The organism is Azospirillum agricola (assembly GCF_020005195.1).
GTDB lineage: Bacteria > Pseudomonadota > Alphaproteobacteria > Azospirillales > Azospirillaceae > Azospirillum > Azospirillum agricola.
In genome coordinates this window covers 713,996-739,261 of record NZ_JAIFZR010000004.1, presented here as the reverse complement: position 1 = coordinate 739,261, position 25,266 = coordinate 713,996, and the positions used below count along the sequence as shown (strand labels likewise).

General features: G+C 70.9%; 22 protein-coding genes. 18 read left to right on the top strand and 4 right to left on the bottom strand.

The genetic code is table 11. From position 1 onward, the window contains the following. Nucleotides 1-12: 12 nt before the first annotated feature. Nucleotides 13-1,329, top strand: a complete 1,317-nt coding sequence (locus JN22_RS12175) for an NtaA/DmoA family FMN-dependent monooxygenase (protein WP_085554168.1) — start codon at nt 13-15, stop codon at nt 1,327-1,329. Nucleotides 1,330-1,392: 63 nt separating this feature from the next. Here JN22_RS12175 and JN22_RS12170 read toward each other — a convergent pair whose 3' ends face one another. Beyond that, nucleotides 1,393-2,196: an IclR family transcriptional regulator gene (locus JN22_RS12170; protein ID WP_085554167.1), complete on the bottom strand. Its 804-nt coding sequence runs from the start codon at nt 2,194-2,196 to the stop codon at nt 1,393-1,395. Between the two features lie 179 nt (nt 2,197-2,375). Further along, nucleotides 2,376-4,418 (bottom strand): TonB-dependent receptor, encoded by a 2,043-nt coding sequence (locus tag JN22_RS12165; RefSeq protein ID WP_223677688.1) that lies wholly within the window; start codon nt 4,416-4,418, stop codon nt 2,376-2,378. A 565-nt stretch (nt 4,419-4,983) separates the two neighbouring features. Here JN22_RS12165 and JN22_RS12160 point away from each other — a divergent pair. The 7 genes from JN22_RS12160 to JN22_RS12130 all read left to right on the top strand — a co-directional run bounded on the left by JN22_RS12160 (nt 4,984) and on the right by JN22_RS12130 (nt 13,565). Further along, complete coding sequence (locus tag JN22_RS12160) at nt 4,984-6,162, top strand: ABC transporter substrate-binding protein (protein WP_085554165.1); 1,179 nt, start codon at nt 4,984-4,986, stop codon at nt 6,160-6,162. Between the two features lie 40 nt (nt 6,163-6,202). Next, nucleotides 6,203-7,240 (top strand): branched-chain amino acid ABC transporter permease, encoded by a 1,038-nt coding sequence (locus JN22_RS12155; protein WP_085554164.1) that lies wholly within the window; start codon nt 6,203-6,205, stop codon nt 7,238-7,240. Further along, on the top strand, nt 7,237-9,042 hold the full coding sequence (locus JN22_RS12150; RefSeq protein ID WP_085554163.1) for a branched-chain amino acid ABC transporter ATP-binding protein/permease: 1,806 nt from the start codon (nt 7,237-7,239) through the stop codon (nt 9,040-9,042). The genes JN22_RS12155 and JN22_RS12150 overlap by 4 nt, the downstream gene beginning before the upstream one ends. Continuing rightward, nucleotides 9,039-9,767, top strand: a complete 729-nt coding sequence (locus tag JN22_RS12145; RefSeq protein ID WP_085554162.1) for an ABC transporter ATP-binding protein — start codon at nt 9,039-9,041, stop codon at nt 9,765-9,767. The genes JN22_RS12150 and JN22_RS12145 overlap by 4 nt, the downstream gene beginning before the upstream one ends. An 87-nt stretch (nt 9,768-9,854) precedes the next feature. Then, on the top strand, nt 9,855-10,670 hold the full coding sequence (locus tag JN22_RS12140) for a crotonase/enoyl-CoA hydratase family protein (protein WP_085554161.1): 816 nt from the start codon (nt 9,855-9,857) through the stop codon (nt 10,668-10,670). Between the two features lie 155 nt (nt 10,671-10,825). Continuing rightward, nucleotides 10,826-12,724, top strand: a complete 1,899-nt coding sequence (locus JN22_RS12135) for a feruloyl-CoA synthase (protein WP_085554160.1) — start codon at nt 10,826-10,828, stop codon at nt 12,722-12,724. 79 nt (nt 12,725-12,803) lie between these two features. Beyond that, a complete protein-coding gene (locus JN22_RS12130; protein WP_085554159.1) occupies nt 12,804-13,565 on the top strand; it encodes an SDR family NAD(P)-dependent oxidoreductase in 762 nt (253 codons plus the stop codon). Between the two features lie 19 nt (nt 13,566-13,584). Here JN22_RS12130 and JN22_RS12125 read toward each other — a convergent pair whose 3' ends face one another. Further along, a complete protein-coding gene (locus tag JN22_RS12125; protein ID WP_085554158.1) occupies nt 13,585-14,199 on the bottom strand; it encodes a MarR family winged helix-turn-helix transcriptional regulator in 615 nt (204 codons plus the stop codon). Nucleotides 14,200-14,364: 165 nt separating this feature from the next. Between JN22_RS12125 and JN22_RS12120 the strand changes: the two genes are divergently transcribed. From JN22_RS12120 to JN22_RS12110, 3 genes are all read left to right on the top strand, one after another. Next, nucleotides 14,365-16,158 (top strand): acyl-CoA dehydrogenase, encoded by a 1,794-nt coding sequence (locus JN22_RS12120; protein ID WP_085554157.1) that lies wholly within the window; start codon nt 14,365-14,367, stop codon nt 16,156-16,158. Nucleotides 16,159-16,190: 32 nt separating this feature from the next. Next, complete coding sequence (locus tag JN22_RS12115) at nt 16,191-17,060, top strand: amidohydrolase family protein (protein ID WP_085554156.1); 870 nt, start codon at nt 16,191-16,193, stop codon at nt 17,058-17,060. A gap of 187 nt (nt 17,061-17,247) precedes the next feature. Next, nucleotides 17,248-17,949 carry a GntR family transcriptional regulator gene (locus tag JN22_RS12110; protein ID WP_085554155.1) on the top strand — a complete coding sequence of 234 codons (702 nt, stop codon included), beginning with the start codon at nt 17,248-17,250 and terminating at the stop codon, nt 17,947-17,949. A gap of 6 nt (nt 17,950-17,955) precedes the next feature. On the opposite strand, the gene JN22_RS12105 is transcribed toward JN22_RS12110, so the two are convergent. Then, nucleotides 17,956-19,758 carry a sigma-54-dependent Fis family transcriptional regulator gene (locus JN22_RS12105; RefSeq protein WP_211099638.1) on the bottom strand — a complete coding sequence of 601 codons (1,803 nt, stop codon included), beginning with the start codon at nt 19,756-19,758 and terminating at the stop codon, nt 17,956-17,958. Nucleotides 19,759-20,110: 352 nt separating this feature from the next. On the opposite strand from JN22_RS12105, the gene JN22_RS12100 reads away from it, so the two are divergent. From JN22_RS12100 to JN22_RS12070, 7 genes are all read left to right on the top strand, one after another. Continuing rightward, nucleotides 20,111-20,383 carry a phenol hydroxylase subunit gene (locus tag JN22_RS12100; RefSeq protein ID WP_143268270.1) on the top strand — a complete coding sequence of 91 codons (273 nt, stop codon included), beginning with the start codon at nt 20,111-20,113 and terminating at the stop codon, nt 20,381-20,383. 80 nt (nt 20,384-20,463) lie between these two features. Beyond that, nucleotides 20,464-21,480, top strand: a complete 1,017-nt coding sequence (locus JN22_RS12095; protein WP_085554153.1) for an aromatic/alkene monooxygenase hydroxylase subunit beta — start codon at nt 20,464-20,466, stop codon at nt 21,478-21,480. 18 nt (nt 21,481-21,498) lie between these two features. Beyond that, entirely contained in the window at nt 21,499-21,771 is a 273-nt protein-coding gene (locus JN22_RS12090) for an MmoB/DmpM family protein (RefSeq protein ID WP_085554152.1), read from the top strand. A 45-nt stretch (nt 21,772-21,816) separates the two neighbouring features. Further along, on the top strand, nt 21,817-23,334 hold the full coding sequence (locus JN22_RS12085; protein WP_085554151.1) for an aromatic/alkene/methane monooxygenase hydroxylase/oxygenase subunit alpha: 1,518 nt from the start codon (nt 21,817-21,819) through the stop codon (nt 23,332-23,334). Nucleotides 23,335-23,375: 41 nt separating this feature from the next. After that, nucleotides 23,376-23,744, top strand: coding sequence for a phenol hydroxylase subunit P4 (locus JN22_RS12080; RefSeq protein WP_085554150.1), 369 nt, complete (start codon nt 23,376-23,378; stop codon nt 23,742-23,744). 28 nt (nt 23,745-23,772) lie between these two features. Then, nucleotides 23,773-24,837, top strand: coding sequence for an NADH:ubiquinone reductase (Na(+)-transporting) subunit F (locus JN22_RS12075; protein WP_085554149.1), 1,065 nt, complete (start codon nt 23,773-23,775; stop codon nt 24,835-24,837). Between the two features lies 1 nt (nt 24,838). After that, nucleotides 24,839-25,249, top strand: a complete 411-nt coding sequence (locus JN22_RS12070; protein ID WP_211099637.1) for a 2Fe-2S iron-sulfur cluster binding domain-containing protein — start codon at nt 24,839-24,841, stop codon at nt 25,247-25,249. The last annotated feature ends 17 nt before the right edge of the window (nt 25,250-25,266 follow it).

Sequence of the window (25,266 nt, the reverse complement as noted above, 5' to 3'; positions counted from 1 at the left end):
GGGATATCAGGAATGACCCATCACGGAACGCAGCCCAGGACGCTTCACATCGGCATGTCGCTCGCCCCGACCTGGCTCGGCGGCGACGCCTGGCGGCGCCCCGACAGCGGCGTCGAGGGCCTCTTCGGCACCGACTTCTACGTGGATGTCGCGCGGCGTTCGGAGGCGGCGAAGCTCGACTTCGTGTTCCGGCCCGACACCCTGTTCCTCAACACGCCGGCCCTGGAGTCCGGCTTCGGCTTCGCCAGCCTCGACCCGACGGTCCTGCTGGCGGCGCTCGCCCGCGAAACCTCGCGGATCGGCCTCCTGTCCACCGTCTCCACCACCTTCTTCCCGCCCTACGTCCTGGCGCGGCAGATCCTGTCGCTGCACTGGATCACCAACGGCCGGGCCGGCTGGAACATCGTCACCGCGCTGGAGGGCCACGAGAATTTCGGGCTTCCCGCCATGCCCTCGCCCGAGGAGCGCTATGAGCGGGCGGCCGAGTTCACCGAACTGGTGCGCCATCTGTGGGAAAGCTTCCCCGAGGAGGCGCTGGCGCTCGACCGCGAGGGCGGCCGCTACGCCGACCCCGCCCGCATCCGTCCGGTCGATCACCGGGGCCGGCATTTCAGCGTCAAGGGGCCGCTCAACCTGCCGTCCTTCGGCGGGGCGCCGATCCCGCTGGTGCAGGCCGGGGCGTCGGCGGTCGGGCGCGACTTCGCCGCCTCGGTCGCCGACGCGGTCTTCGCCTCGACCCCCGACCGCGACGCGGCGGTCGACCTGCGCCGCGACCTGCGCCGGCTGGCCGAGGGCCACGGCCGCTCCGCCGACGCCGTCCGCCTGCTGCCGGGCCTCAGCCTCTATCTGGCCGGCAGCCGCGCCGAGGCCCGCGAGCTGTTCGCCGAAACCCACGCCGGCACACAGCGGGCGCGCAAGCTCGCCTCCATCCGCGAGATGACCGGCCTCGACCTGTCGGACTGGCCGGAGGACCGACCGGTCACCGCCGCCGATCTGCCGCCGCCGCCCGAGCGCCCGCGCAGCCGCACCCACGCCGGGTTGCTGCGGCGGCTGATCGAGCGCGAGGGGCCGGCCCTCGCCGACCTGCTGCAACGGCCGGAGGTGATCGGCTCGGCCCACTGGCAGGTGATCGGCACGGTGGACGACGCCGTCGCGGCGGTGCGCGACTGGGTGGAGGCCGGGGCCATCGACGGCTTCATCGCCGTGCCCGGCGGCTCGGTCGGGTCGATGCGGCTGGCCCTGGAAGGGCTGGTGCCGCGGCTGGCCGAGGCCGGGCTGTTCCGCCGCGACTACACGGCCACGACCTTCGCCGGCCATCTGCGGGAGTAGGGCGGGAGTAGGGCGGGAGTAGGAGGGTGCGAGCGACGGGGCGCGCCGTTCCGGCGGTCCCCGTCACGATCCTTCGGACAGCCCCGGAAAGGACAGCCCGCCCGTCGCCCGGTTGATCTGCCGGGCGCGCAGGAACAGGGCGTCCCGGTCCTCGGGCGTCTCCGTCTGGCCGAGGTCGGAGACGGTGGTGACGACGCAGACGATCTGCTGCTGGGCGTCGAACACCGGCGCCGCCCGCCCCGTGACGTTGGGAAGCAGGTGGTTGCTCAGCTCGGCCCGGCAAGCCCGGCGGATGCCGTCCAGCATCCCCCGGTCCGGCGGCGTGCCGCGGAAATGCTCCGGCTGGAGCCGCCGCGCCGGCTCGACGGTCGCTTCGGGCAGGAACGCCTGGAAAACCAGACCGCAGGCGGTGTTGTCCAGCGGCAGGATGTCGCCCAGCGCCAGCGAGCTGATCGAGAAGTAGGCGCTGCGGAACCAGCGCACCAGCGTCGGCCCCCGGTCGGTCCAGATCGCCACGCCGCCGCTGCCGGCGCGTCCCCGGGCCAGTTCCTTCATGTGGCTCGCCGCGATCTCGACGGCATCGACCCGCTTCAGGGCGCCGATCCCGATGCTGAGCGCCGCCGGCCCGAGATCATAGAGCCCGGTGGCGGAATCCTGGGCCGCCAGCCCTTCCTTGACCAGGCTTTGCAGATAGCGGTGCGCCGTCGAGGTGCCGGTGCCGCTGCGCCGGGCGAGCGCGCCGAGCGGCAGCGCCTCCTCGGCGTTGGCGAGGATGCGCAGGAACTCGGCGGCGATCGAAACCGACTGGATGGTTCCGTCACGTTTCTCACCGGGCGCGGTCGCGGTCTTGGCTGAGCGGTCGGTCATGGGCGTGATGTTCGGTCCCAACGGTGCCCTTGGCGGGGACGGGGCGGGATCATCGCCCAACGGCGCCCTGGTTTCCAGGGTTTCGAGACGGTTCCCGCTTCCGGAGGAATGGAGGCGTGCGTGTTCCGGCGAACCCGCCCGGCCGTTCCGCCTGGGCGTGTTCGCCGGAACACGGCAAGTCAGAAGCTGCCCTTGATGCCGATGCCGAGGGTGCGCGGCTCGATCATGTTGGCGACCAGCCCGCCGACGGAACGGTCGTCGGACAGGTAGGTGACGGCGCGCCGGTCGAAGAGGTTGTTCACGTAGGTGTAGATCTGCAAATAGTCGCGCGGGGCGTAGCTGGCCCGCAGGTTGGCGACCGTGAGGTTGCCGACCTCGTAGGCCGGCTTGTTCTCGTCGGTCGAGTGGTAGCCGTCGGTGTGCCGGATCTCGCCGGTCAGCCGGACCGTCGGCGTCACGTCCCAATCGGCGGCGAGGCTCAGCATGTAGCCGGGGGCGCCGCCGAATTCGTGGCCCTTGTGGATGGCGCCGTAGGCGTTGGCGAAGCGGCCGATCTCGGTGTGGAGCAGACCGGCGCCCGCCCGGACCCGGAGGTCGCTGGTGACCAGATAGTCGGCGGAGACCTCCAGCCCGTAGGATTCCGCCTTGTCGGCGTTGACGGCGATGCTGCCGTACTGGACGCCGTTGAGATAGTCGGGCAGCAGCCGCTGGGAATTCCTGAAGTCGCTGTAGAACACATTGCCGTTGAGGGTCAGCCGGCGGTCGAGCAGCCGTGCCCGGCCGAACAGCTCGTAGTTCCAGACGGTCTCGGCCCCGAAGGTGATGTAGCGGCTGCTGGCGAAGCTGAGATTGACGCCGCCGGGGTTGTAGCCCTTGCTGACCATGGCGCCGACGGTGGCGTCGGGGGTGATGCTGTAGGCCAGCGACAGCTTGGGCAGCCAGGCCTGGAAGCTCTCGTCATAGGCGAGCGGACGCGGCGAATAGCTGGAAAGGCCGGTGCGGCGCTGGCTGTCGCGCTGGTGGCGCAGTCCGCCGGTCAGCGACCAGCGCTCGTCCAGCCGGTAGGTCAGTTCGGTGAAGACGCCGAGATTCTCCCGGCGGTCGTCGAAGTCGGAGACGCCGCGGATGTGGAGCGTGTCGTCCGAGGTGGTGCGGGCCGCGTAGAGCCCGACGACACCGCTGACGGTCGATTTCGCGTCCCCGAAGGTCAGGCGGGTCTCGTTGGAATAGTTTTGCTGGTCGATCGCTGCCGAGCCGTTGTTCGCCGGTGCCGCCACGCGGTCGACATGCATGTTGGAATATTGGGTCTGGTTGTGCAGCGCCAGCCCGTTGCCGAACTCGTAGCCGAGATCGACGACGCCGGTGTCGCCGCGCTGCTTCCAGCTCGGCATCGAGGTGGTGGCGTTGTCCAGCCGGTCATAGGGAGCCGACGCCGCCTCCCAGGTCGGGCGGTTGTTGGCGGTGTGCGCGTAGGTCAGCTTCGCCGTCAGGCCGGCGATCGCCTCCGGCTTCCACAGCAGCTTGGCCCGGCCGTTGAGGGACCGGAAATCCAGGTTGGTGCCGCCCCTGGCGAAGTTGCGGCTGACGTAATCGATGAAGGTGTCGCGCCCCCAATAATCGACCGCCACGCGCCCGGCCAGTTCGCTGCCGACGATCGGGCCGGACAGCGCCAGCGATCCGCGCTTGCGGTTGTGGCTGCCAAGTTCCGCCTGATAGGAACCCTCGGGCGTGAAGGTCGGATCCTTGGTGTTGACGATGATGGCGCCGGCGATGGCGTTGGCGCCCTGCGCGGTCGTCTGCGGCCCGCGGAAGACCTCGACGCTCTCGACGTCCCAGATCCCGGTGCCGCCATAGACGTATTCGTAGAAGTTCAGGTAATGGCCGTCGAGGTTGATCGTGGCGCGCGGGATGGTGCCGCCGAAGAAGGCGGTGGAGCCGAAGTTCGGACCCTGGGAGTCCTGGCCGCGGATGATCGGCGCGCTGACGGTGCCGGTGTAGACGACGTTGGGGACGTCGCCGATCAGGTCGGGCACCGACGCCGCCCCCACCTTGTTGTCGATGTCGCCGGCGGTGAAGGCGGACACGGAGGAGGCGGTGTCCTGGATGCTGCGCGTCACCTTCTCGCCGGTGATGACGACCGGCTCGAGCCTGAACGTCTGTCCGGCGTCGCCGGCCGCCTCCTGCGCCAGCGCGCCGCCCGACAAGGCGGCGGTGACCGCCACCGCACCGATACTGAAGATGCCTCTTCCGTCGACCCCGACTCTCATCTGACGCCCTCGCAGCATGAACGATTCTCTCGAAGCCTATCGTTAGAGAGAGAGCGGAGTTTCCACAATGCAGAATGCATCCCGCACCATGGAGGCGGGGGAGCGGCATCCTTAAGTTGTTTCTTTGATCGGAATTCGACGATTCTCGCCTGAAAAACCACTCATAAGAGAAGTTAAATATATTTGAGCGGGATGATCTCCCATAAAAATCAATCAATCTGTTCGCGAATCGGTCTTATTCGCATCTCTGCTCCGATCCGGCTCGGCTTGTCTGACCGCGATCCCCTTCTCCCGCGCCAGTTCCTGCCGGATCGCGTCGGCGTTCCCCACGCAGCCTCCGTCCGCAAAACCCGGGAGCGACGCCGCCTGGGGGCTTTACCGTCACAATTATAACTGTTATATGAAATCACAATCATGGCATCGAGCGACTTCCGTCGCGTTCATCCCGGCGCCTGCGGACCAGCAAGGCCGGCGCCGGGAAGCCGTTCCAAAAAGCAATCGCCAGAACCGGAGGAAACGCATGTCCGATCTCCACCCGCCCGCCCGCCGCGACGGCGCCCGCCCGCGCCTGCGCCGCGCTCTGCTGGCCGCCGCCGTCGTGGCGCTGCTGCCCGGCGCGGCGGCGGCCGACATCACCATCGGCCTGATCGTGCCGGCCACCGGCTCGACGGCGGCGCTCGGCATCCCGGTGAAGAACACGGCGACCCTCTTCCCCGAGGAGATCGGCGGGGAAAAGGTCAGGCTGGTCGTGGTGGACGACGCGTCCGACCCGACGACGGCGACGACCCAGGCCCGCCGCCTCGTCACCGAGGAGAAGGTGGACGTCATCCTCGGTTCGGTGATGACCGGCGCCGCCATCGCGGTGGCCGGGGTGGCGCGCGAAAGCGAGGTGCCGCAGCTCGCGCTGTCGCCGATCGACCTGCCGGCCGGCAAGGACAACTGGACCTTCCGCCTGCCGCAGAACGTGACGCTGATGGCCCGCGCCGTCGTCGCGCACATGAAGGCCGCCGGCGTGAAGACGGTGGGCTTCATCGGCTTTTCCGACGCCTGGGGCGATTTCTGGCTGCGCGACCTGAAGGCGCTGGCCGACGACGGCGGCTTCAGGCTGGTGGCGGAGGAGCGCTACGCCCGCGCCGACACCTCGGTCGCCGGGCAGGTGCTGAAGGTGATGGCGGCGCGGCCCGACGTGGTGCTGGTCGGCGCGTCCGGCACGGCGGCGGCGCTGCCGCAGCTGGCGCTGCGCGAACGCGGCTTCAAGGGCGTCATCTACCAGACCCACGGCGCCGTCACCCACGACCTGATCCGCATCGGCGGCGCGGCGATGGAGGGCGCCATCCTCGCCTCCGGCCCGGTCATGGTGGCCGAGCAGCTTCCGGAATCCAGCCCGGTGCGCGCCGTGGCGCTGGATTACGTCACCCGGTACGAGGCGAAATTCGGCGCCAACAGCCGCACCCAGTTCGGCGCCCATGGCTGGGACGCCGTCCAGGTGCTGAACCGCGTCGTGCCCGCCGCGTTGAAGACGGCCAGGCCGGGCACCAGGGAGTTCCGGTCGGCCCTGCGCGACGCGCTGGAGAGCGAGCGGGACATCCCCGCCTCCCAGGGCGTCTTCAACTTCACCAAGGACGACCATTTCGGCCTCGACGAGCGCGGCCACGTGCTGCTGACCATCGAAAAGGGCCAATGGAAGCTCCTGAAGTAAGGCCGAGGCCCCCCGCATCCGACGTCCCGGAGGTCATTCCTTGGACCCGACCATCGCCCTGTTCCTGGCCCAGGACGGCGTGACGAACGGCGCGATCTACGCGCTGCTCGCCCTGTCGCTCGTGCTGGTCTTCACCATCACCCGCGTGATCTTCATCCCCCAGGGCGAATTCGTCGCCTACGGCGCGCTGACCCTGGCGGCCTTCGAGCGGGGCGTGCTGCCGCAGACCGCGTGGCTCGCCCTGCTGCTGGGGGCGGCGGCCTTCCTCGACGACCTGATCCGCTTGCCGGACCGACGGTCGCCGCGCCGCGTCCTCGCGGCGCTGGCGGCCGACGTCGGCTTTCCCGCCGCCGTCCTGGCGGCGGCCTGGTGGGCGGCGCCCCGGCATCTCGGGCCGCTGGCCGAGGTGCCGCTGACGCTGGCGATGGTCGCCTCGCTCGGCCCCTTCCTATACCGGCTGGTCTTCCGTCCGCTGGCCGAGGCCCCGGTCCTCGTGCTGCTGATCGCGGCGGTCGGCGTCCATCTGGCGCTGGTCGGGCTGGGGCTGGTCTTCTTCGGGGCCGAGGGCTTCCGCACCGCGCCCTTCAGCACCGCCGTGATCGAGGCCGGGCCGGCGACGATCACCGGCCAGAGCCTGTGGGTCCTCGGCGTGACGGGCGGCCTGATCCTGGCGCTGTGGGCCTTCTTCGGCCACACGCTGACCGGCAAGGCGCTGCGGGCGACGGCGGTCAACCGGCTGGGCGCGCGGCTGGTCGGCATTCCGACGGCGGCGGCCGGGCGCATCGCCTTCGTGCTGGCCGCCTTCATCGGCGCGCTGTCGGGCGTGCTGATCGCGCCGGTGACGACGGTCTTCTACGACACCGGCTTCCTGACCGGACTGAAGGGCTTCGTCGCCGCGATCATCGGCGGGCTGGTCAGCTTTCCGCTGGCCGCCGCCGCCGCCGTCCTGGTCGGGCTGGTCGAGGCCTTCGCCTCCTTCTGGGCCAGCAGCTTCAAGGAGGTCGTCGTCTTCACGATCATCATCCCGGTCCTGCTGTGGCGCTCGCTGCGCAGCGGCCCGGCGGAGGACGAGGAATGAGCGCGCTGTCGATGAGCCGCCTCCCGACGACGGGCGGGCCGGTCCGCCTCGCCGGGCTGGCGATCCTGGTGGCCGGCGCCGTGCTGCCGCTGCTGCCGGGGGTGCCGGAATTCTGGATCACCCTGTTGAACGCCGTCGGGCTGTCGGCGCTGGTCGCGATGGGGCTGGTGGTGCTGACCGGGGTCGGCGGCCTGACGTCCTTCGGGCAGGCGGCCTTCTGCGGCTTCGGCGCCTACACGACGGCGGTGCTGTCCACCGTCCACGGCGTCTCGCCCTGGCTGACGCTGGTCGCGGCGCTGCTGCTGACCGGGGCGGCGGCGCTGCTGCTCGGGCTGCTGACGGTGCGGCTGTCCGGCCATTACCTGCCGCTCGGCACCATGGCCTGGGGGATCAGCCTGTTCTACCTGTTCGGCAACCTCGACGCGCTGGGCCGCCACGACGGCATCTCCGGCATCCCGCCGCTGAGCGTCGCCGGCCACGCCCTCTACGACGGCCGCTCGGTCTATTACGTGATCTGGGGCATCGTCGCGCTGGCCGCGCTGGCGACCGTCCGCCTGCTCGATTCGCGGGTCGGGCGCACCATCCGGGCGCTGCGCGGCGGCGTCCTGGCGGCCGAGGCCTCCGGCGTCGACACCGCGCGGGCCAAGCTGGTCGCCTTCGTCTACGCGGCGCTGCTGGCGGCGGTGTCCGGCTGGCTGTTCGCCCATGTCCAGCGCGCGGTGAATCCGACGCCCTTCGGGCTGAACGCCGGCATCGAGTATCTGTTCATGGCGGTGGTCGGCGGCGTCTCCCACATCGGGGGGGCGGTGCTGGGGGCCGGTCTGGTGCTGCTGCTGAAGGACCAGTTGCAGGTCGTCCTGCCCTGGCTGTTCGGCGGTTCGGGCAACTATGAATCCATCGTCTTCGGCGGGCTGCTCGTCCTGCTGCTGCAACACGCCCGCGGCGGGCTGTGGCCGCTGGCGGCGCGCCTCCTGCCGGCCCCCGCCGCGCCGGTGGTCGATCCCGCCGCCGAGCCCCTGCCGCGCCGGAGCGTCCCGGAGCGCGGCGGTCCGCTGCTGGAGATCGACGACCTCCAGAAGAGCTTCGGCGGGCTGGCGGCGGTGCGCAACGTCGGCTTCTCGGTCGCGGCCGGGGAGATCGTCGGGCTGATCGGTCCCAACGGGGCCGGCAAGAGCACGACCTTCAACCTGATCACCGGCGTGCTGCGGCCCTCGGGCGGCCGCGTCCGCCTGCTGGGGAGCGGCATCGGCGGGCTGCCCGCGCGCGCCGTCGCAAGGCGCGGCGTCGCCCGCAGCTTCCAGCACGTCAAGCTGCTGCCCGAGATGAGCGTGCTCGACAACGTGATGCTGGGCGCCCATCTGCGCGGCCGCGCCGGGGTGCTGCGGGCGGTGCTGCGCCTCGACCGCGCCGAGGAGGCCCGGCTGCGCCGCGAGGCGGCGCTCCAGCTCGAGCGCTGCGGCCTGGGCGACAGCCTGCACCGCCCGGCCGGCACGCTGGCGCTGGGCCAGAGCCGGATCGTCGAGATCGCGCGGGCGCTCTGCCTCGACCCGCTGCTGCTGCTGCTCGACGAGCCGGCCGCCGGCCTGCGCCACGCGGAGAAGCAGGCGCTGGCCGCCCTGCTGCGCCGCCTGCGCGAGGAGGGCACCACCATCCTGCTGGTCGAGCACGACATGGATTTCGTCATGGGGCTGGTCGACCGGCTCGTCGTCATGGAGTTCGGCGCCAGGATCGCCGAGGGCGTGCCGGCGGACATCCGCAACGACCCGGCGGTGCTGGACGCCTATCTCGGGGGGATCGAATGAGCGAGCCGCTGTTCGCCTTGCGCGACCTGTCCGTCGCCTACGGCAAGATCGAAGCCGTGCGGCGGGTGTCGCTGGAGATCGGCGCCGGCCGGATCGTCACCGTGGTCGGCGCCAACGGGGCGGGCAAGACCACCCTGTTGAACGCCGCCATGGGCATCCTGCCGGCGCGCGGCGAGATCCGCTTCCAGGGGCGGCCGGTCGGCGGCCTGTCCATCGAGCGGCGGGTCGCCGGCGGCATCGCGCTGGTGGCCGAGAAGCGCGAGCTGTTCACCACCTTGTCGGTGGAGGACAATCTGCGGCTCGGCGCCTACACCCGCCCGCGCGGCGAGCGCGTCGCCGACGCGCTGGAGGAGGTCTACGCGCTGTTCCCCCGCCTGAAGGAGCGGCGGCGCCAGATGTCCGGCACGATGTCGGGCGGCGAGCGGCAGATGCTGGCGATGGGCCGCGCCCTGATGGCCCGCCCGAAGCTGCTGATGCTGGATGAGCCGAGCCTTGGCCTCGCGCCGCGCATCGTGAAGGAGATCCTGCGCCTCGTCTCCGACCTGCGCCGCACCGGGGTCGGCATCCTGCTGGTCGAGCAGAACGCCCGGGCCGCCCTGCGCATCGCCGACTACGGCTATGTGATGGAGACCGGGGCGGTGACGCTGCAAGGCCCGGCGGAGACCCTGGCCAAGGATCCCCGCGTCATCGAGAGCTATCTCGGCTTTTCCGACCGCGCCGCCTGACGGCGGCGGAGGGCGGTCCGCTTGACGGCGGCGCGCGCAATAGTTATAATTCATAACAATAATGCAAAGTAACAGAAAGGCAGTCCGATGGGCTTGGGCGAACATGTGGGCGAACGAATCCTGGAAGGGGCGTTGCCCTCCTCCCTGCGGGCGGAACAGCGGGGCGAGGTCGCCGTGCTGACGCTGGCGCGGCCGGAAAAGCGCAACGCGCTCAACGACGACACCATCCTCGGGATCGAGGCCTTCTTCCTGTCCCTGCCGGCGGCGGTCAAGGCGGCGGTCGTCGCGGCGGAGGGCGACAACTTCTCCGCCGGGCTCGACCTGTCGGACATCGCCGAGCGCTCCACCGTGGACGGCGTGGCGCATTCCATGATGTGGCACCGCGCCTTCGAGCGGATCGAGTTCGGCCGCGTGCCGGTGGTCTCGGTCCTCAAGGGGGCGGTGGTCGGCGGCGGGCTGGAGCTGGCCTGCGCCACCCACATCCGCGTCGCCGAGCGCGGCGCCTACTACGCCCTGCCGGAGGGGCAGCGCGGCATCTTCGTCGGCGGCGGTGCCTCGGTGCGGGTGCCGCGCCTGATCGGGGTCGCCCGCATGGCCGACATGATGCTGACCGGCCGGGTGCACGACGCCGAGAGCGGCTACGCGCTGGGGCTGTCGCAGTATCTGGTCGGACCCGGCGAGGGGCTGGCCAAGGCGCTCGACCTCGCCGCCCGCATCGCCGCCAACGCCCCCATCACCAACTTCGCCGTCATCCACGCGCTGCCCCGCATCGCCGAGGCCGACCCGCGCCAGGGCTTCATGATGGAATCCCTGATGGCCGCCATCGCCCAGGGCAGCGACGACGCCAAGGACCGCCTGCGCGCCTTCCTGGACAAGCGGGCGAAGAAGGTCACCGAATTCTGAACCGCCGGTTCTGAACCGCCGGGAAGGCCGGGGACGGCGAACGACCGCCCGCCCGGCCTTCCCACCACCACCACCGCAGCGATGCCGGGAGCGGCGACAAGACCGCGACCAAAGCCCGGCCGTATTCTGGAGCCATGTTCCGGGGAGGAACACCCATGACCAAACCGATGCGCGCGATCCGTCTCGGCCAGCCGGGCGTGATCGTGGACCGCCGCGACGACGGCACCCTGCTGGTGCGCGGCGACGCTCCGCTGGAGCCCCATCCCGACAAGCTGACCCTCTGCCTGGAACGCTGGGCGCGCGACGCCCCCGACCGGGTGTTCCTGGCCCAGCGCCGGCCCGACGGCGGCTGGCGCGAACTGACCTACGCCGGAACCCTGGACCGGGTGCGGCGCATCGCCCAGGCGCTGCTCGACCGCAACCTGTCGGCCGAGCGCGGCATCGCGATTTTATCGGGGAACGGCATCGAGCACGCGCTGCTCGGGCTGGCGGCGCAGTATGTCGGCGTTCCCTACGCCCCGGTCTCGACCGCCTATTCGCTGGTCAGCACCGATTTCGGCAAGCTGCGCCACGTCCTCGGCCTGGTGACGCCGGGGCTGGTCTTCGCCGCCGAGGGGGAGCGGTTCGAGCGCGCGCTGCGCGCCGCCGTGCCCGCCGGGGTCGAGGTGGTGGTCGGCGACGCGCCATCCTCCAGCCCGATATCCTCCAGCCCGACATCCTCCACCTTGCCGGCGACGCCCTTCGCGGCGCTGACCGCCAGGGCCGCCACCCCGGAGGTGGACGAAGCCCACGCCAGGGTCGGTCCCGACACCGTGGCGAAGCTGCTGTTCACCTCGGGCTCGACCGGGCTGCCCAAGGGCGTGATCAACACCCAGCGCATGCAGTGCAGCAACCAGCAGATGCTGCGTCAGGTCTTCACCTTCCTCGCCGAGGAGCCGCCGGTGCTGGTCGACTGGCTGCCCTGGAACCACACCTTCGGCGGCAACCACAATTTCAACATGGCGCTCTACAACGGCGGCACCTTCTGCATCGACGAGGGCCGGCCGGTGGCCGACGGCGTCCTGCCGACCGTCGCCAACCTGCGCGACGTCGCCCCGACGATGTACTTCAACGTGCCCAAGGGATACGAGGCGCTGGTCCCCCATCTGCGCGCCGAACCGGAGCTGCGCCGCCGCTTCTTCAGCCGCCTGAAGGCGCTGTTCTACGCCGGGGCCGGGCTGTCGCCCTACATCTGGGAGAGCCTGGAGGAGCTGGCGGTGGAGTCCTGCGGCGAGCGGATCGTGTTCGTGACCAGCCTGGGCTCCACCGAGACGGCGCCCGCCGCCCTGATCGGCAACCGCGCGGTCGACCAGCCGGGAATCGTCGGCGTTCCGGCCCCCGGCGTCGAGGTGAAGCTGGTGCCGTCGGGCGAAAAGCTGGAACTGCGCCTGCGCGGGCCGAACGTCACGCCCGGCTACTGGCGCCAGGACGCGATGACCGCCAAGGCGTTCGACGAGGAGGGCTTCTACCGGATGGGCGACGCCCTGCGCTTCTTCGACGACGCGCGGCCCGAACTGGGCTTCGTCTTCGACGGGCGCATCTCCGAGGATTTCAAGCTGGCGACCGGGACCTGGGTCAGCGTCAGCACGATGCGGGCCGGCGTGCTGCGCCATTTCGCCCCGCTGGTCAGCGACGTGGTCATCGCCGGGCACGACCGCGACGACGTGGCGATGCTGATCGTGCCGGACGTTCCGGCCTGCCGCGACCATTGCGCGGACTTCGCCCGCGACCTGCCCGACGCCGAGGTTCTCCGCCGTCCGGAGGTGCGCGCGCGCTTCCAGGCGCTGCTCGACGATTTCGCGCTGACCGGCACAGGCAGCTCCAACCGCATCGGCCGCGCCATCCTGCTGGAGGAGCGGCCCTCGCTCGACGCCGGGGAGATCACCGACAAGGGGTCGCTCAACCAGCGGGCCGTGCTGACGCGCCGCGCCGCGCAGGTCGAGGCGCTCTACGCGCCGGTGCCGGGGCCGGACGTGCTGGTCGCCGCCCGGCACGTCTCCCAAGGCAAGGGCTGACCAGGGCAAACGCCGACCGGGGCAAACGCCGACCGGGGCAAACGCTGACCAGGGCAAACGCTGAAAAGGACGCAACGACATGATCATCGAGGGACAGGCGGCCGTCGTCACCGGCGGCGGTTCGGGGCTGGGCGCCGCGACGGCGCGGGCGCTGGCGGGTGCCGGGGCCAGGGTGGCGCTGCTCGACATTGACGCCGACGCCGCGCGGGATCTGGCGCGCGAGCTGGGCGGCGTCGCCCTGCGCTGCGACGTGACCGATCCGCGGGCGGCGGCCGACGCGCTGGCCGAGGCGGGCGCCGCCCATGGGCCGGCCCGCGTGCTGGTCAACTGCGCCGGCATCGGCACGGCCAGGCGCATCCTCGGCCGCGACGGGCCGCAGCCGCTCGACGCGTTCGCCCGCATCGTCCAGGTCAACCTGATCGGCAGCTTCAACATGCTGCGTCTGGCCGCCGCCGCCATGGCCGGGCTGGAGCCGCTGGCCGACGGCGAGCGCGGCGTCGTGGTGTCGACCGCCTCGGTCGCCGCCTTCGAGGGGCAGGTCGGGCAGGCGGCCTACGCGGCCTCGAAGGGCGGCATCGTCTCGCTGACCCTGCCGGCGGCGCGCGAGCTGGCGCAGTTCGGCGTCCGGGTGCTGGCCATCGCGCCGGGCCTGTTCCTGACGCCGATGATGCGGACCCTGCCCGACGCGGTGCAGGCCAGCCTGGGCGCCTCCATCCCCTTTCCCAGGCGCCTGGGAAAGCCGGAGGAGTTCGCGGATCTGGTCCTGCATTGCGTGGCCAACCCGGCCCTGAACGGCGAGGTGATCCGGCTCGACGGAGCCCTGCGCCTGCCGCCGCGGTGAGGGGCGGGTGAGGGGCGGGTTACGGGGGGGATGCCTTGGGCGCGCGCGGCTTGCGCGGCTTGGCCGGCGGGGCCTCGGCCGCGTCCCCCTCGTCGGCCAGGCCGGGCCCGCCGAACTCCACCAGCCGGCCCAGCAGCTCCAGCAGCCGGGTCCGCCCCTCCTCGCCGATCTGGTCGCGGATGCGCTGCTCGTGCTGCGTCCACAGCGCGTTCAGCTCCTTCACCAGGACGGCCCCCTTGGCGGTCAGGTGGAGCGCGTGGGAGCGGCGGTCGGTGGTCGCCAGCTTGCGCTTGACGAGGCCGCGCGCCTCCAGGGAATCGAGGAGGGGGACGAAGTTGGTGCGCTTGATGCTCAGCGCGTTGCTGACCTGCGACTGCCTGAGGCCGGGGTTGCGCCCGATGATGGTGAGGACGGAGAACTGCGCCGGCCGGATGTCGGCCTCCGCGAAGGTCCGGTTGAAGTCGTTGAACACCGCCATCTGCGCCCGCTTCAGCAGAAAGCCAACGGCTTCGCTCAGCAGGCCGAGATCGATCGTGTCGGCTGGCGCCATGTCCTGCGGGGGGGCGGCGGGAAGAGCGGTCGCGGGCGCCTTCGGGCGCCGGACCTGCGGGCGCTTCGGGGCGGATTCGGTCATCGGTCGGTGGCTCGTTTTCACTGTCGGCGGGGGTGGCCCGGCGCCTTGGGGACGGCAGGGACCCTAGCAGATGCGGGGTGGATGTGGTATCGCTATTAATGTTATAGATCATTACAGTGATGATTTATCATAAACGCGCGAACGCGCTCCGGGGAGGGTGGCATCATGGGTTTCAAGGCGCCGGTGGACGACATCCTGTTCACGCTCCGGCATGTCGCCGGGCTGACCGAGGTGATGCGCGACGGCCTGTTCGACGGTCTCGACGACGATCTGGCGCGCGCCCTGCTGGAGCAGGCCGGGACCTTCGCCGAGGGCGTCCTGGCGCCGCTGAACCGGCCGGGCGACCGGACGGGTGTCCGCTTCGCCGACGGCGCGGTCCGCACCCCGCCGGGCTTTCCCGAGGCGTACCGCCGCTGGGCCGAGGCCGGGTGGAACGCGGTGGCGGCGCCGGAGGATTGGGGCGGGGCGGGGCTGCCGGTGATGCTGAACACCGCGGTGATGGAAATGCACACCAGCGCCTGCATGGCCTTCGGGCTGGGGCCGGTGCTGACCCAGGGGGCGGTCGACGCGCTGCTCGCCCATGGCGACGCGGCCCTGCGGGAGCGCTGGCTGCCCCGGCTGGTGTCCGGCGAGTGGACGGCGACCATGAACCTGACCGAGCCGCAGGCCGGCTCCGATCTGGCGCTGCTGCGCACCCGCGCGGTGCCGGCGGGCGACGGCACCTACCGCATCACCGGCCAGAAGATCTTCATCACCTGCGGCGAGCACGATCTGACCGACAACATCGTCCATCTGGTGCTCGCCCGCCTGCCCGACGCGCCGGCGGGAACCAGGGGGATTTCGCTGTTCCTGGTGCCCAAGCGGCTGCCCGGCGATGGCGCCGCCGATGGCGGCATGCCGGGGGCGATGAACGACGTGCGCTGCGCCGGGGTCGAGCACAAGCTCGGCCTGCACGCCAGCCCGACCTGCACCATGGTCTTCGGCGAGGGCGGCGCCTTCGGGGGCGGGGCCGTCGGCTGGCTGGTCGGCGAGGAGAATCGCGGGCTGGCCTGCATGTTCACGATGATGAACCGCGCCCGCCTCGCCACCGGCCTGCAAGGGGTGTCCATCGGCGAGCGCGCCTGCCAGCAGGCGCTGGCCTACGCCAGGGAGCGCCGGCAGGGCCGGGTGGGGAGCGATCCGGAAGCGCGGCCGATCATCGAGCATCCCGACGTGCGGCGCACGCTGCTGACCATGCGCGCCCTGACCGCCGCCGCGCGGTCGGTCGCCTACGTCACCGCCGAGGCCATCGACCGGGCCGAGCGCGGCGGCGACGCGGCGGCGCGGGAACGCGCCGACCTGCTGACGCCGGTGACCAAGGCCTTCTGCTCCGAGGCCGGGATCGAGGTCGCCTCGCTCGGTATCCAGGTCCATGGCGGCATGGGGTTCGTCGAGGAGACCGGAGCGGCGCAGCATCTGCGCGATGTGCGGGTGACCTCGATCTACGAGGGGACCAACGGCATCCAGGCCATCGATCTGGTGACCCGCAAGCTGCCGCGCGGCGGCGGTGTCGCGGTCCGGCGGCTGCTGGCCGATTGGCGGGGCGTCGTCGAGGCCGCGCGGCAGGCCGACGCCGACGCCCTGGGGGCGTCCGCCCCGCGGATCGGCGAGGCGCTCGACGCGCTCGGCGCGGCGACGGATTGGCTGCTGGCGGAAGGGCGCGCGCCCGACGACGCGCTGGCCGGGGCCAGCCCCTGCCTGCGCCTGTTCGGGCTGGCGGCGGGCGGGGTGCTGCTGCTCAAGGGGGCGCTGGCCGCGCTCGCCCTGCAAGGGGACGGCGACACGAACCCGGCGTTGCGCGCCACCGTCGCCACGGCGCGCTTCTACGCCGAGAACCTCGCCACCGCCGCGCCCGGCCTCGCCCGGACGGTGACCGGGGGCGCCGCGTCCCTGCGCCTCGGTCCGGATGTCTTCGCCTGACCTCTTCCCCGCCCGACTTCGGAGCCGCCGCCATGAACATCGACGATCTGGTCGCCATCGACATCCACACCCACGCCGAGAAATCCTGCCGCGCGCCGTTGCTCGAAGAGGCGCTGGCGATGGAGGAGGCCAAGGCGAAGTATTTCAGGAACGACCTCGGCCAGCCGGGCATTCCGGAAATCGCCGCCTATTACCGCCAGCGCAAGATGGCCTGCGTCATCTTTCCGGTCGACGCCGAATGCTGCACCGGCCTGCCGCGCGTGCCCAACGACGAGGTTGCCGAGCTGGTCGCGCAGAATCGCGACGTGATGATTCCCTTCGCCAGCATCGACCCGGCGCGCGGCAAGGTCGGCGTCCGCGAGGCGCGGCGCCTGATCGAGGAGTACGGCGTCCGCGGCTTCAAGTTCCACCCGACCATGCAGGGCTTCTTCCCCAACGACCGCATGGCCTACCCGCTGTACGAGGTGATCGCCGAGCACAGGCTGCCGGCGCTGTTCCACACCGGCCAGACCGGCATCGGCGCCGGCATGCCGGGGGGCGCCGGCCTGCGCCTGAAATACTCCAACCCGATGCACATCGACGACGTGGCGGCGGATTTCCCCGACATGCCGATCATCCTGGCGCACCCCTCCTTCCCCTGGCAGGAGGAGGCGCTGGCGGTGGCCACCCACAAGCCGCAGGTCTACATCGACCTGTCGGGCTGGTCGCCGAAATACTTCCCGCCGATCCTGGTCCAGTACGCCAACACGCTGCTGAAGCACAAGATGCTGTTCGGCTCGGATTTCCCCCTGATCACGCCCGATCGCTGGATCGCGGATTTCGAGAAGCTGCCCATCAGGGACGAGGTGCGCCCCCTCATCCTCAAGCACAACGCCGCCAGGCTTCTTGGTCTGGGGGGGTGACGTCGGCGGCATCGCCCGAACCGGACGGCCCCCCGGAAATCCGGCGCGGTCCGGCCGGGGCTGTGGCGATGTCAATCAGGTTGCCGCCGGTTCCGGCCCGCCATACTTTGAGGTTGACCGATCCGTCGCCCTTGCCGGCGCCGGATCGGCTGCCCCATCGTCATGCAGAACCGCGGCGACGCCCCCGATGCCCAATCTGACCCTCGCTCCGAGCGAAGCCCCCGCGTCCACCTACGACTGGATCGAGGGGGAAATCCTGTCCGGCCGGCTCGCCCCCGGTTCGCGCATCGACCTGAAGGGGGTGGCCGGCGACCGTGCCGTGCCGGCGGCGGAGGTCCGCGAGGCGGCGCTCCGCCTCGCCTCCGAGGGGCTGGCGTCGCTGGAGGAGGGGACGATCCTGCGAGTCACCCCGGTGTCGCTGGCCGATCTCAAGGATCTGACGGCCTCGCGAATCGTCATCGAAACCGAGATGCTCCGCCAATCCATCGCCGCCGGCGACGCGGCGTGGGCCGACGGCGTGCGCGCCGCCTTCGAGCGGCTGGCGGCGGTCGAGCCGCTGCTGGCGGACAACCCGCGCGATTTCCTCGACGACTGGGAGCGCTGCAACCAGGGCTTCCACGCCGCGCTGGTCGCCGCCTGCCCGCTGCGGCGCCTGATGCGCGTCAACGAGCGGCTCTACAAGCAGCACCAGCGCTACCGCCGCCTGTCGCTGCTGGGCCGCGCCTCGCCCCGCGACGTGCACGCCGAGCATCTGGCCCTGTACGAGGCGGCGCTGGCCCGCGACCCGGACCGGGCGGCCGCCGTGCTGGCCGATCACATCGGCTGCACCGTCGATCAGCTGGCCAACGGCATCCGCGACGGAAGCTGGTTCGGCCTGCCGTCCGGCTGAGCGGGCTCAGTCCCGGCCCTTGCGGTACCGATAGGCGAGCTGCGCGCGGGTCAGGCCCAGCATGCGGGCGGCCTCCGCCAGGTTGCCGCCGGCCCGCTCGACCGCCGTTTCGATCAGGCGGGCCTCCAGAAGCTCCAGCGGAATTTCGTTGGCCAGGACGCTGTCCACCAGCGAGTCAGGGCCATCCGTCGCCGGGCCATCTGCCGCCGCTCCGGCCGCCGCCGGTCCGGCCGGCGGATCCGGGGCGGTCAGCCCGTCGATCAGCGACCCGTCCTGGCCGACGCCGTAGAAGGGCGAATGGACCTCGTCGCCGCAGGCGAACAGATGGCCGACGTCGATCGGCGCGCCGTCCTCCGGCGCCAGGATGACGGCGCGCTCGATGATGTTCTCCAGCTCGCGGACGTTGCCGGGAAACTCGTAGTCGATCAGCCGGTCCATGCCGCGGTCGGTGACGCCGGCGACCGGGCGCTTGTGGCGGTCGGCGTATTTCAGCAGGAAATGCCGGACCAGCAGCGGGATGTCCTCGCGCCGCTCGCGCAGCGGCGGGATGCGCACCGGAAAGACGTTCAGCCGGTAGAACAGATCCTCGCGGAAATTGCCGCGCCGGCTTTCCGCCCGCAGGTCGGCGTTGGTCGCGGCGATGACCCGGACGTCGACCCGGCGGGTCTCGGTGCCGCCGACCCGCTCGACCTCGCGCTCCTGGAGCACGCGCAGCAGCTTGCCCTGCGCCGCGAGGTTGAGGGTGCCGATCTCGTCGAGGAAGATGGTGCCGCCATGGGCGCGCTCGAAGCGGCCGGGGCGGGATTGCAGCGCCCCGGTGAAGGCGCCGCGCTCCACCCCGAACAGCTCGGATTCGATCAGGTTTTCCGGAATCGCCGCGCAGTTGATGGCGACGAACGGCATGGCGGCGCGGTCGCTCGACGCGTGCAGGCTGCGGGCGAACATCTCCTTGCCCACCCCGGTCTCGCCGAGGAACAGCACCGACGCGCTGGTGCGCGCCACCTTCTGGAGCAGATGGTGGGCCGCCAGGAAGCCCGACGACAGGCCGATCAGCCCCGGCTGCCGGCGGGCGTCGGCGGGCTGGGCCGGCAACCCGGTGAAGGCCGGGGGGACGGAGGGGGCGGCGGCCCGGTACAGGCTGCCCAGGCTGTCGGGTTGCAGATAGATCAGGTCGGGGTTGGGGTCGTCCCACTCGTGCACCGGCTTGCCGACGATCCGGCAGTGGCGGCTTCCGGTGGCGCGGCATTCCACCTCGCGGTGCAGGATCGGCTGGCCCATGAAGATGCTGGTGTAGCCCGAGGCGTAGCCGATCTGCATCCAGCACACCGGCTCGGCGCTCATGCCGAAGGCGGCGACGTGGGCGTCGACCTCCGACGAGCCGTGCCAGAGGAATTCGCCGTAATAGCGGCCGGATTCGATGTCGACCTCGACCCGCACCGGCTCGACATGGACGATGCCCTCCAGCGCGTGCATCTGCGGGCCGACGTAGAAGGCGTTCAGATCGTCGCCGGGCCGGATGCGGCGGGCGAACTCCGCGTCCTTGCAGCCCGACGCGTAGCCCATCCGGGTGAACAGCCCGCGCGCCGCCGCCAGCCCCAGCGCGCCGACCAGCTCGCGCCGCAGGTCGGCCAGCGCGCTGAGATGGATCAGCAGCATCCGCTGGTCGCCCAGCCAGATGCGGCCGTCCTTCGGGCAGAAGCGCAGGCGGGCCGACAGGTCGGCGATGTCGGGCAGGCGGGCCGTCGCCTCCGCCGCCACCTGCGGAGGCATCAGGGGCACGGAGGAGGCTGGGGTGGATGACGTACTCACGCGGCGCTCCCCGTTGCGGATTGGCCGCCGGTCATGCGCCGGCTTCGGCGGTCCGGCGGCGTTCGGCCGGTCGCGCCGACAAAACTACGTGACCGCCCGATCCGGCGCAACGCGCGCCTGACGGATGATCGATTCATCAAATAATCACCTGTCCGGACCATGCCGGAGGGCGGGATTGACGATTTCATCAACGGACCGCCGCCACCGCCGCGGCCCCGATCCGCGCCGCCTCCGGGCAGGTCCGATCAAGCCCTTGAAACACATTGGTGTTCACGGAAATCGCGGACGTCCGAGGCGCTTGGCACGGCGCTTGCCAATAGGCTCGGCACGGGAAACGCCGGAAGGAGCGAGCATGGCGCATTCAATGACCGCCTACGTCCGGGTCATGGCGATCCGCGACGGCCGTTTCGTCGAGTTCGCCTACGCGCTCGGCGACGACGACCTGTCGGTGGAGCTGATCATGCCCTTCGCCGCCTTCGACGAGTTCTGCCGCCGCGAAGGGGCGGTGATGCTGGGGCCCGCCGAAGCCGCCGAAGCCGCCGAAGCCGCCGAAGCCGCCGGGGCGCCGCCGCCCGCCGGCCCCGGCCTGTACCGGCCCCCGGCGGCGGGCGGCGGCGCCGGCTGACGCGAGACCGAACCAACCCGGCGGAACCCTCCCGCCGCCGGGAGCCGCGCGCGACAAGGGGAGGGCCAAGGAGGAAACGCGTGACCATCGAGATCAAGACCCTGAAGGTCGAACCCCGCCGCCAGACCTTCGGCCACGTCGCCCGGCGCCTGGGCGCCGACAAGCCGGCCTCGCGCTACGACGAGGCGACGATGGACGTCCAGGCGACGGCCAATTTCCATTACAAGCCGCTGTGGGACGCCGAATTCTGGCATTACGACGAGCGCCGCACCGCCATCCGCATGCGCGACTGGTACGCGCTGCGCGATCCCCGGCAGTTCTACTACGCCAGCTACAACATCGCCCGCGCCGCCCAGCACCAGGGCACCGAGCGCAATTTCGACTTCGTCGAGAAGCGCGGGCTGCTGGCCCTGCTCGACCCGGCGTGGCGGGAGACGGTGGAGGGCTACCTGCTGCCGCTGCGTCACATGGAATGGGGCGCCAACCTGAACTGCGTCAACATGTGCGACCGCGGCTACGGCACGGCGGTGACGGCCCCGGCGATGTTCGCCGCTGGCGACCATCTGGGGATGGCGCAGATCGTCGGCCGCATCGGGCTGGCGCTCGACGGCAACAGCGGCGCCTCGCTCGACGTCGCCAAGCAACGCTGGATGGAGGCCCCGGACTGGCAGGAGCTGCGCCGGCTGACCGAGGATTCCCTGGTGATCGGCGACTGGTTCGAGCAGTTCGTCGCCCAGAATCTCGCCATCGACGGGATGCTCTACCCGCTGGTCTACGGCCGTTTCGACGCGGCGGGTCAGGCGCTGGGCGGCACCGCCGTGTCGATGCTGACCGGGTTCATGACCGAGTGGCACGCCGAGCACGGCCGCTGGGTCGACGCCGTGGTCAAGACCGCCGCCGCGGAATCGGCGGAGAACAGGGCGCTGCTCGGCGGCTGGCTCGGCGCCTGGAGCCGCCGCGCCGCCGCCGCCTTCGCCCCGCTGGCCGCCGGCGTGCTGGGCCCGGACGCCGGCGCCGCCGCCGTCGCCGAGACCGCCGCCGCCATCCGCGCCCGCGGCGCCCGCCTCGGCCTCGACCCGCTCGCCGCCGCCGCCTGACCGGAAGGACCGCGCTCCATGCTCCGCACCGTCTCCATCACCTTGCAGAACACCGACGACGCCCGCCCGATCATCGAGGCGATCACCGAGGACAACCCCGGCGCCACCGTCCACAGCTATCCCGGCATCGTCAAGATCGACCGCGAGGGCAGCCTGACCGTCCACCGCGCCTCGGTCGAGACGCGTCTCGGCCGCGACTGGGATCCGCAGGAAATCCACCTCAGCCTGGTGTCGATGGCCGGGAACCTGGACGAGGACGACGATTATTTCCGCCTCGCCTGGGCGCACTGAACAAAAAAGCCACCGGGAAAAAAGCCACCGAGAGGAAACGCCGCGATGAACGCGATCAACAAGCTGGGGCTGAAGCAGCGCTACGCGCTCCTCACCAACGGCCTGGACTGGGAACCGTCCTACCAGCCGAAATCCGCGATCTTCCCCTACGCCGAGTTCGAGGGCATCAAGATCCGCGACTGGTCGAAATGGGAGGATCCCTTCCGCCTGACCATGGACAGCTACTGGAAGTACCAGGCGGAGAAGGAGCGCAAGCTCTACGCCGTGCTGGACAGCTTCGCCCAGAACAACGGCCAGACCGGCCTCAGCAACGCCCGCTACGTCAACGCCGCCAAGCTGTTCCTGACCGGCATCACCCCGGCGGAGTATCAGGCCCATCGCGGCTTCGCCCATGTCGGCCGCCACATCCCCGGCGTCGGCCCGCGCATCGCCGCGCAGATGCAGTCGCTCGACGAGCTGCGCCACGCCCAGACGCAGATCCACACGCTGAGCCACTACAACAAGTTCTTCGACGGCTTCCACGAGTTCAGCCACATGCACGACCGCGTGTGGTACCTGTCGGTGCCGAAATCCTTCTTCGACGACGCGCGGACGGCCGGGCCGTTCGAGTATTTCATCGCCATCGGCTTCGCCTTCGAATATGTGCTGACCAACCTGCTGTTCGTGCCCTTCATGTCGGGCGCCGCCTACAACGGCGACCTCGCCACCGTCACCTTCGGCTTCTCCGCCCAGTCGGACGAGAGCCGCCACATGACGCTGGGCATCGAGGTCATCAAGTTCCTGCTGGAACAGCACCCCGACAACCTGCCCATCGTCCAGAAATGGGTCGACAAATGGTTCTGGCGCGGCCACCGCGTGCTCGGCCTCGTCGCCATGATGATGGACTACATGCTGCCCAAGAAGATCATGTCCTGGCGCGAGGCGTGGGACATCTACTTCACCCAGGCGGGCGGCGCGCTGTTCGCCGATCTGGCGCGCTACGGCCTGCGGCCGCCGAAATACGCCGACGTCGCCACCGCCGAGGCCGAGCATCTGTCGCACCAGAACTGGTCGGTGTTCTACCAGTACACCCAGGCCGCCGCCTTCCACACCTGGCTGCCGACGCCCGGGGAGATGGACTGGCTGTCGGAGAAGTATCCCAACAGCTTCGACACCCTCTACCGCCCGCGCTTCGAGATGTGGGCGGAGATGGAGAAGGACGGCAAGCGCTTCTACAACAACGCCCTGCCGCAGCTCTGCACGGTCTGCCAGATTCCGATGGCCTACACCGAGCCGGGCGACCCGACGACGATCTGCTTCCGCCATTCCGAGCACAAGGGCGACCGCTATCATTTCTGCTCGGACGGCTGCAAGGACATCTTCGACGGCGAGCCGGAGAAGTACAGCCAGTCCTGGCTGCCGGTTCACCAGATCTTCCAGGGCAACTGCGGCGGCGCCTCGATGGAGGAGGTCCTCGCCTGGTACAGGCTGAATCCCGGCGCCGACAACATGGACCAGGCGGGATCGCCCGATCAGGCCATGTGGGACCAGTGGATGCGGATGCGCGACCGCGTCGCCGGCTAGCCGCGACCCTTTTCCAGGAAAAAATCACCGGAGGAAACGCCATGGCCGTCGTCGCCCTGGACGAACACTACGCCGACAAGATCGAGATCCGCGACCGCGTCGAGAATTTCCACGGCAACATCGTCGTCTACCTGCATTGGGAGGAGCATCTGAGCTTCTGCTCGGCCGTCGCCTTCCCGTTCCCGCCGGCGATGCCGTTCGGCGCGCTGGTCAAGGACATCCTGCCGGCCACCTACGGCGCCCACCCCGATTTCGCCGCCATCGACTGGGACGCCGTGCGCTGGACCGTGGACGGCCGGGAGACGGCGCCCGACCCGGCGCGCAGCCTCGCCGAGAACGGCGTCGGCCACAAGTCGCTGCTCCGTTTCCGCACGCCCGGCCTGCACGGCTACCGGGGAACGCGGAGCTGACGGCGGACGGACGGGGAGGGATGCCGCGATGAGTCACACGCTGACGATCGAACCGACCGGCGAGAGCGTCGCCGTCGAGGAGGGCCAGACCATTCTGGACGCCTGCCTGCGTCAGGGAATCTGGCTGCCCCACGCCTGCGGCCACGGGCTGTGCGGCACCTGCAAGGTCGAGGTGGCCGACGGCGAGGTCGATCACGGCGACGCCTCGGGCTTCGCGCTGATGGATTTCGAGCGGGACGGCGGCAAGACGCTGGCCTGCACCGCCACGCTGCGCTCCGACGTCACCATCGAGGCCGACATCGACGACGAGCCGGACGCCCGCCGCTGCCCGGTGCGCGACTTCACCGGCACCGTGGTCGGGCTGGAGGATCTGACCCACGACGTGAAGGGCGTCACCATCGAACTCCCCGGCGACGGCATCGCCTTCCAGGCCGGGCAGTATGTCAACCTGACGGTGCCCGGCGTCGAGGGGGCGCGGGCCTTCTCGCTCGCCAGCCCGCCGTCGCGGCCGAACCGGATCGAGCTGCATGTCCGGCGGGTGCCCGGCGGCCGGGCGACCGGCTGGATCCACGACACGCTGGCGCTCGGCGACCGGCTGCGGCTGTCCGGCCCCTACGGCCGCTTCTTCGTGCGGAGATCGGCGGCGGTGCCGTCGATCCTGCTGGCCGGCGGCACCGGGCTGTCGAGCCCGAAGTCGATGATCCTCGACCTTCTGGAGCAAGGCTGGACGCAGCCGATGCTGCTGATCCACGGCGTGCGGGCGCGCCGCGACCTGTACGACGAGGCGCTGTTCCGCGATCTGGCGGCGCGGCACCCCATCCTGACCTACGTTCCGGTCCTTTCGGATCCCCAGCCGGACGACGGTTGGGAGGGGGAGACCGGCTTCGTCCACGAGGCCCTGCAACGCCGCTTCGACGGGCTCTACGCCGGGCGCAAGGCGTACCTCTGCGGCCCGCCGCCGATGGTCGAGGCCTGCATCCGCACCCTGATGCAGGGCCGGCTGTTTGAGCGCGACATCCACACCGAGCGCTTCCTGACCGCCGGCGACGGCGACGCCGGGAAGGTCCGCAGCCCTGTCTTCCGGAGGCTGTGAGATGGCCGTCGCCACCCACGTCATCCGGCTCGACGGGAATCCCGGCGGGAATCCCGGCGAACATCCCGGCGGCGCCCCGTCGGCCTTCCCCTGCCGCGGCGACGAGACGGTCGTCGCCGCCATGGAGCGCCTGCGCCTTCCCGTTCCGGGACTGCGGCGGGCGCCGGGGCGGCCGATCCCGGTGGGCTGCCGGCAGGGCGGCTGCGGGGTGTGCCGCGTCCGGATCCTGTCCGGCTCCTATCGGTTGCAGCCGATGAGCCGGGCCCATGTCAGCGAGGCGGAGGAGCGCGCCGGCTACGCGCTCGCCTGCCGCCTGATCCCCGAAAGCGACCTCGACCTGCGCTGCGCCCGCAAGACGGGGGCGGCCGCCACCGGCGCGCCCGTCCCGGCGCAGCCGATCACAAACACCTAAGAAACAGGAGGAACACC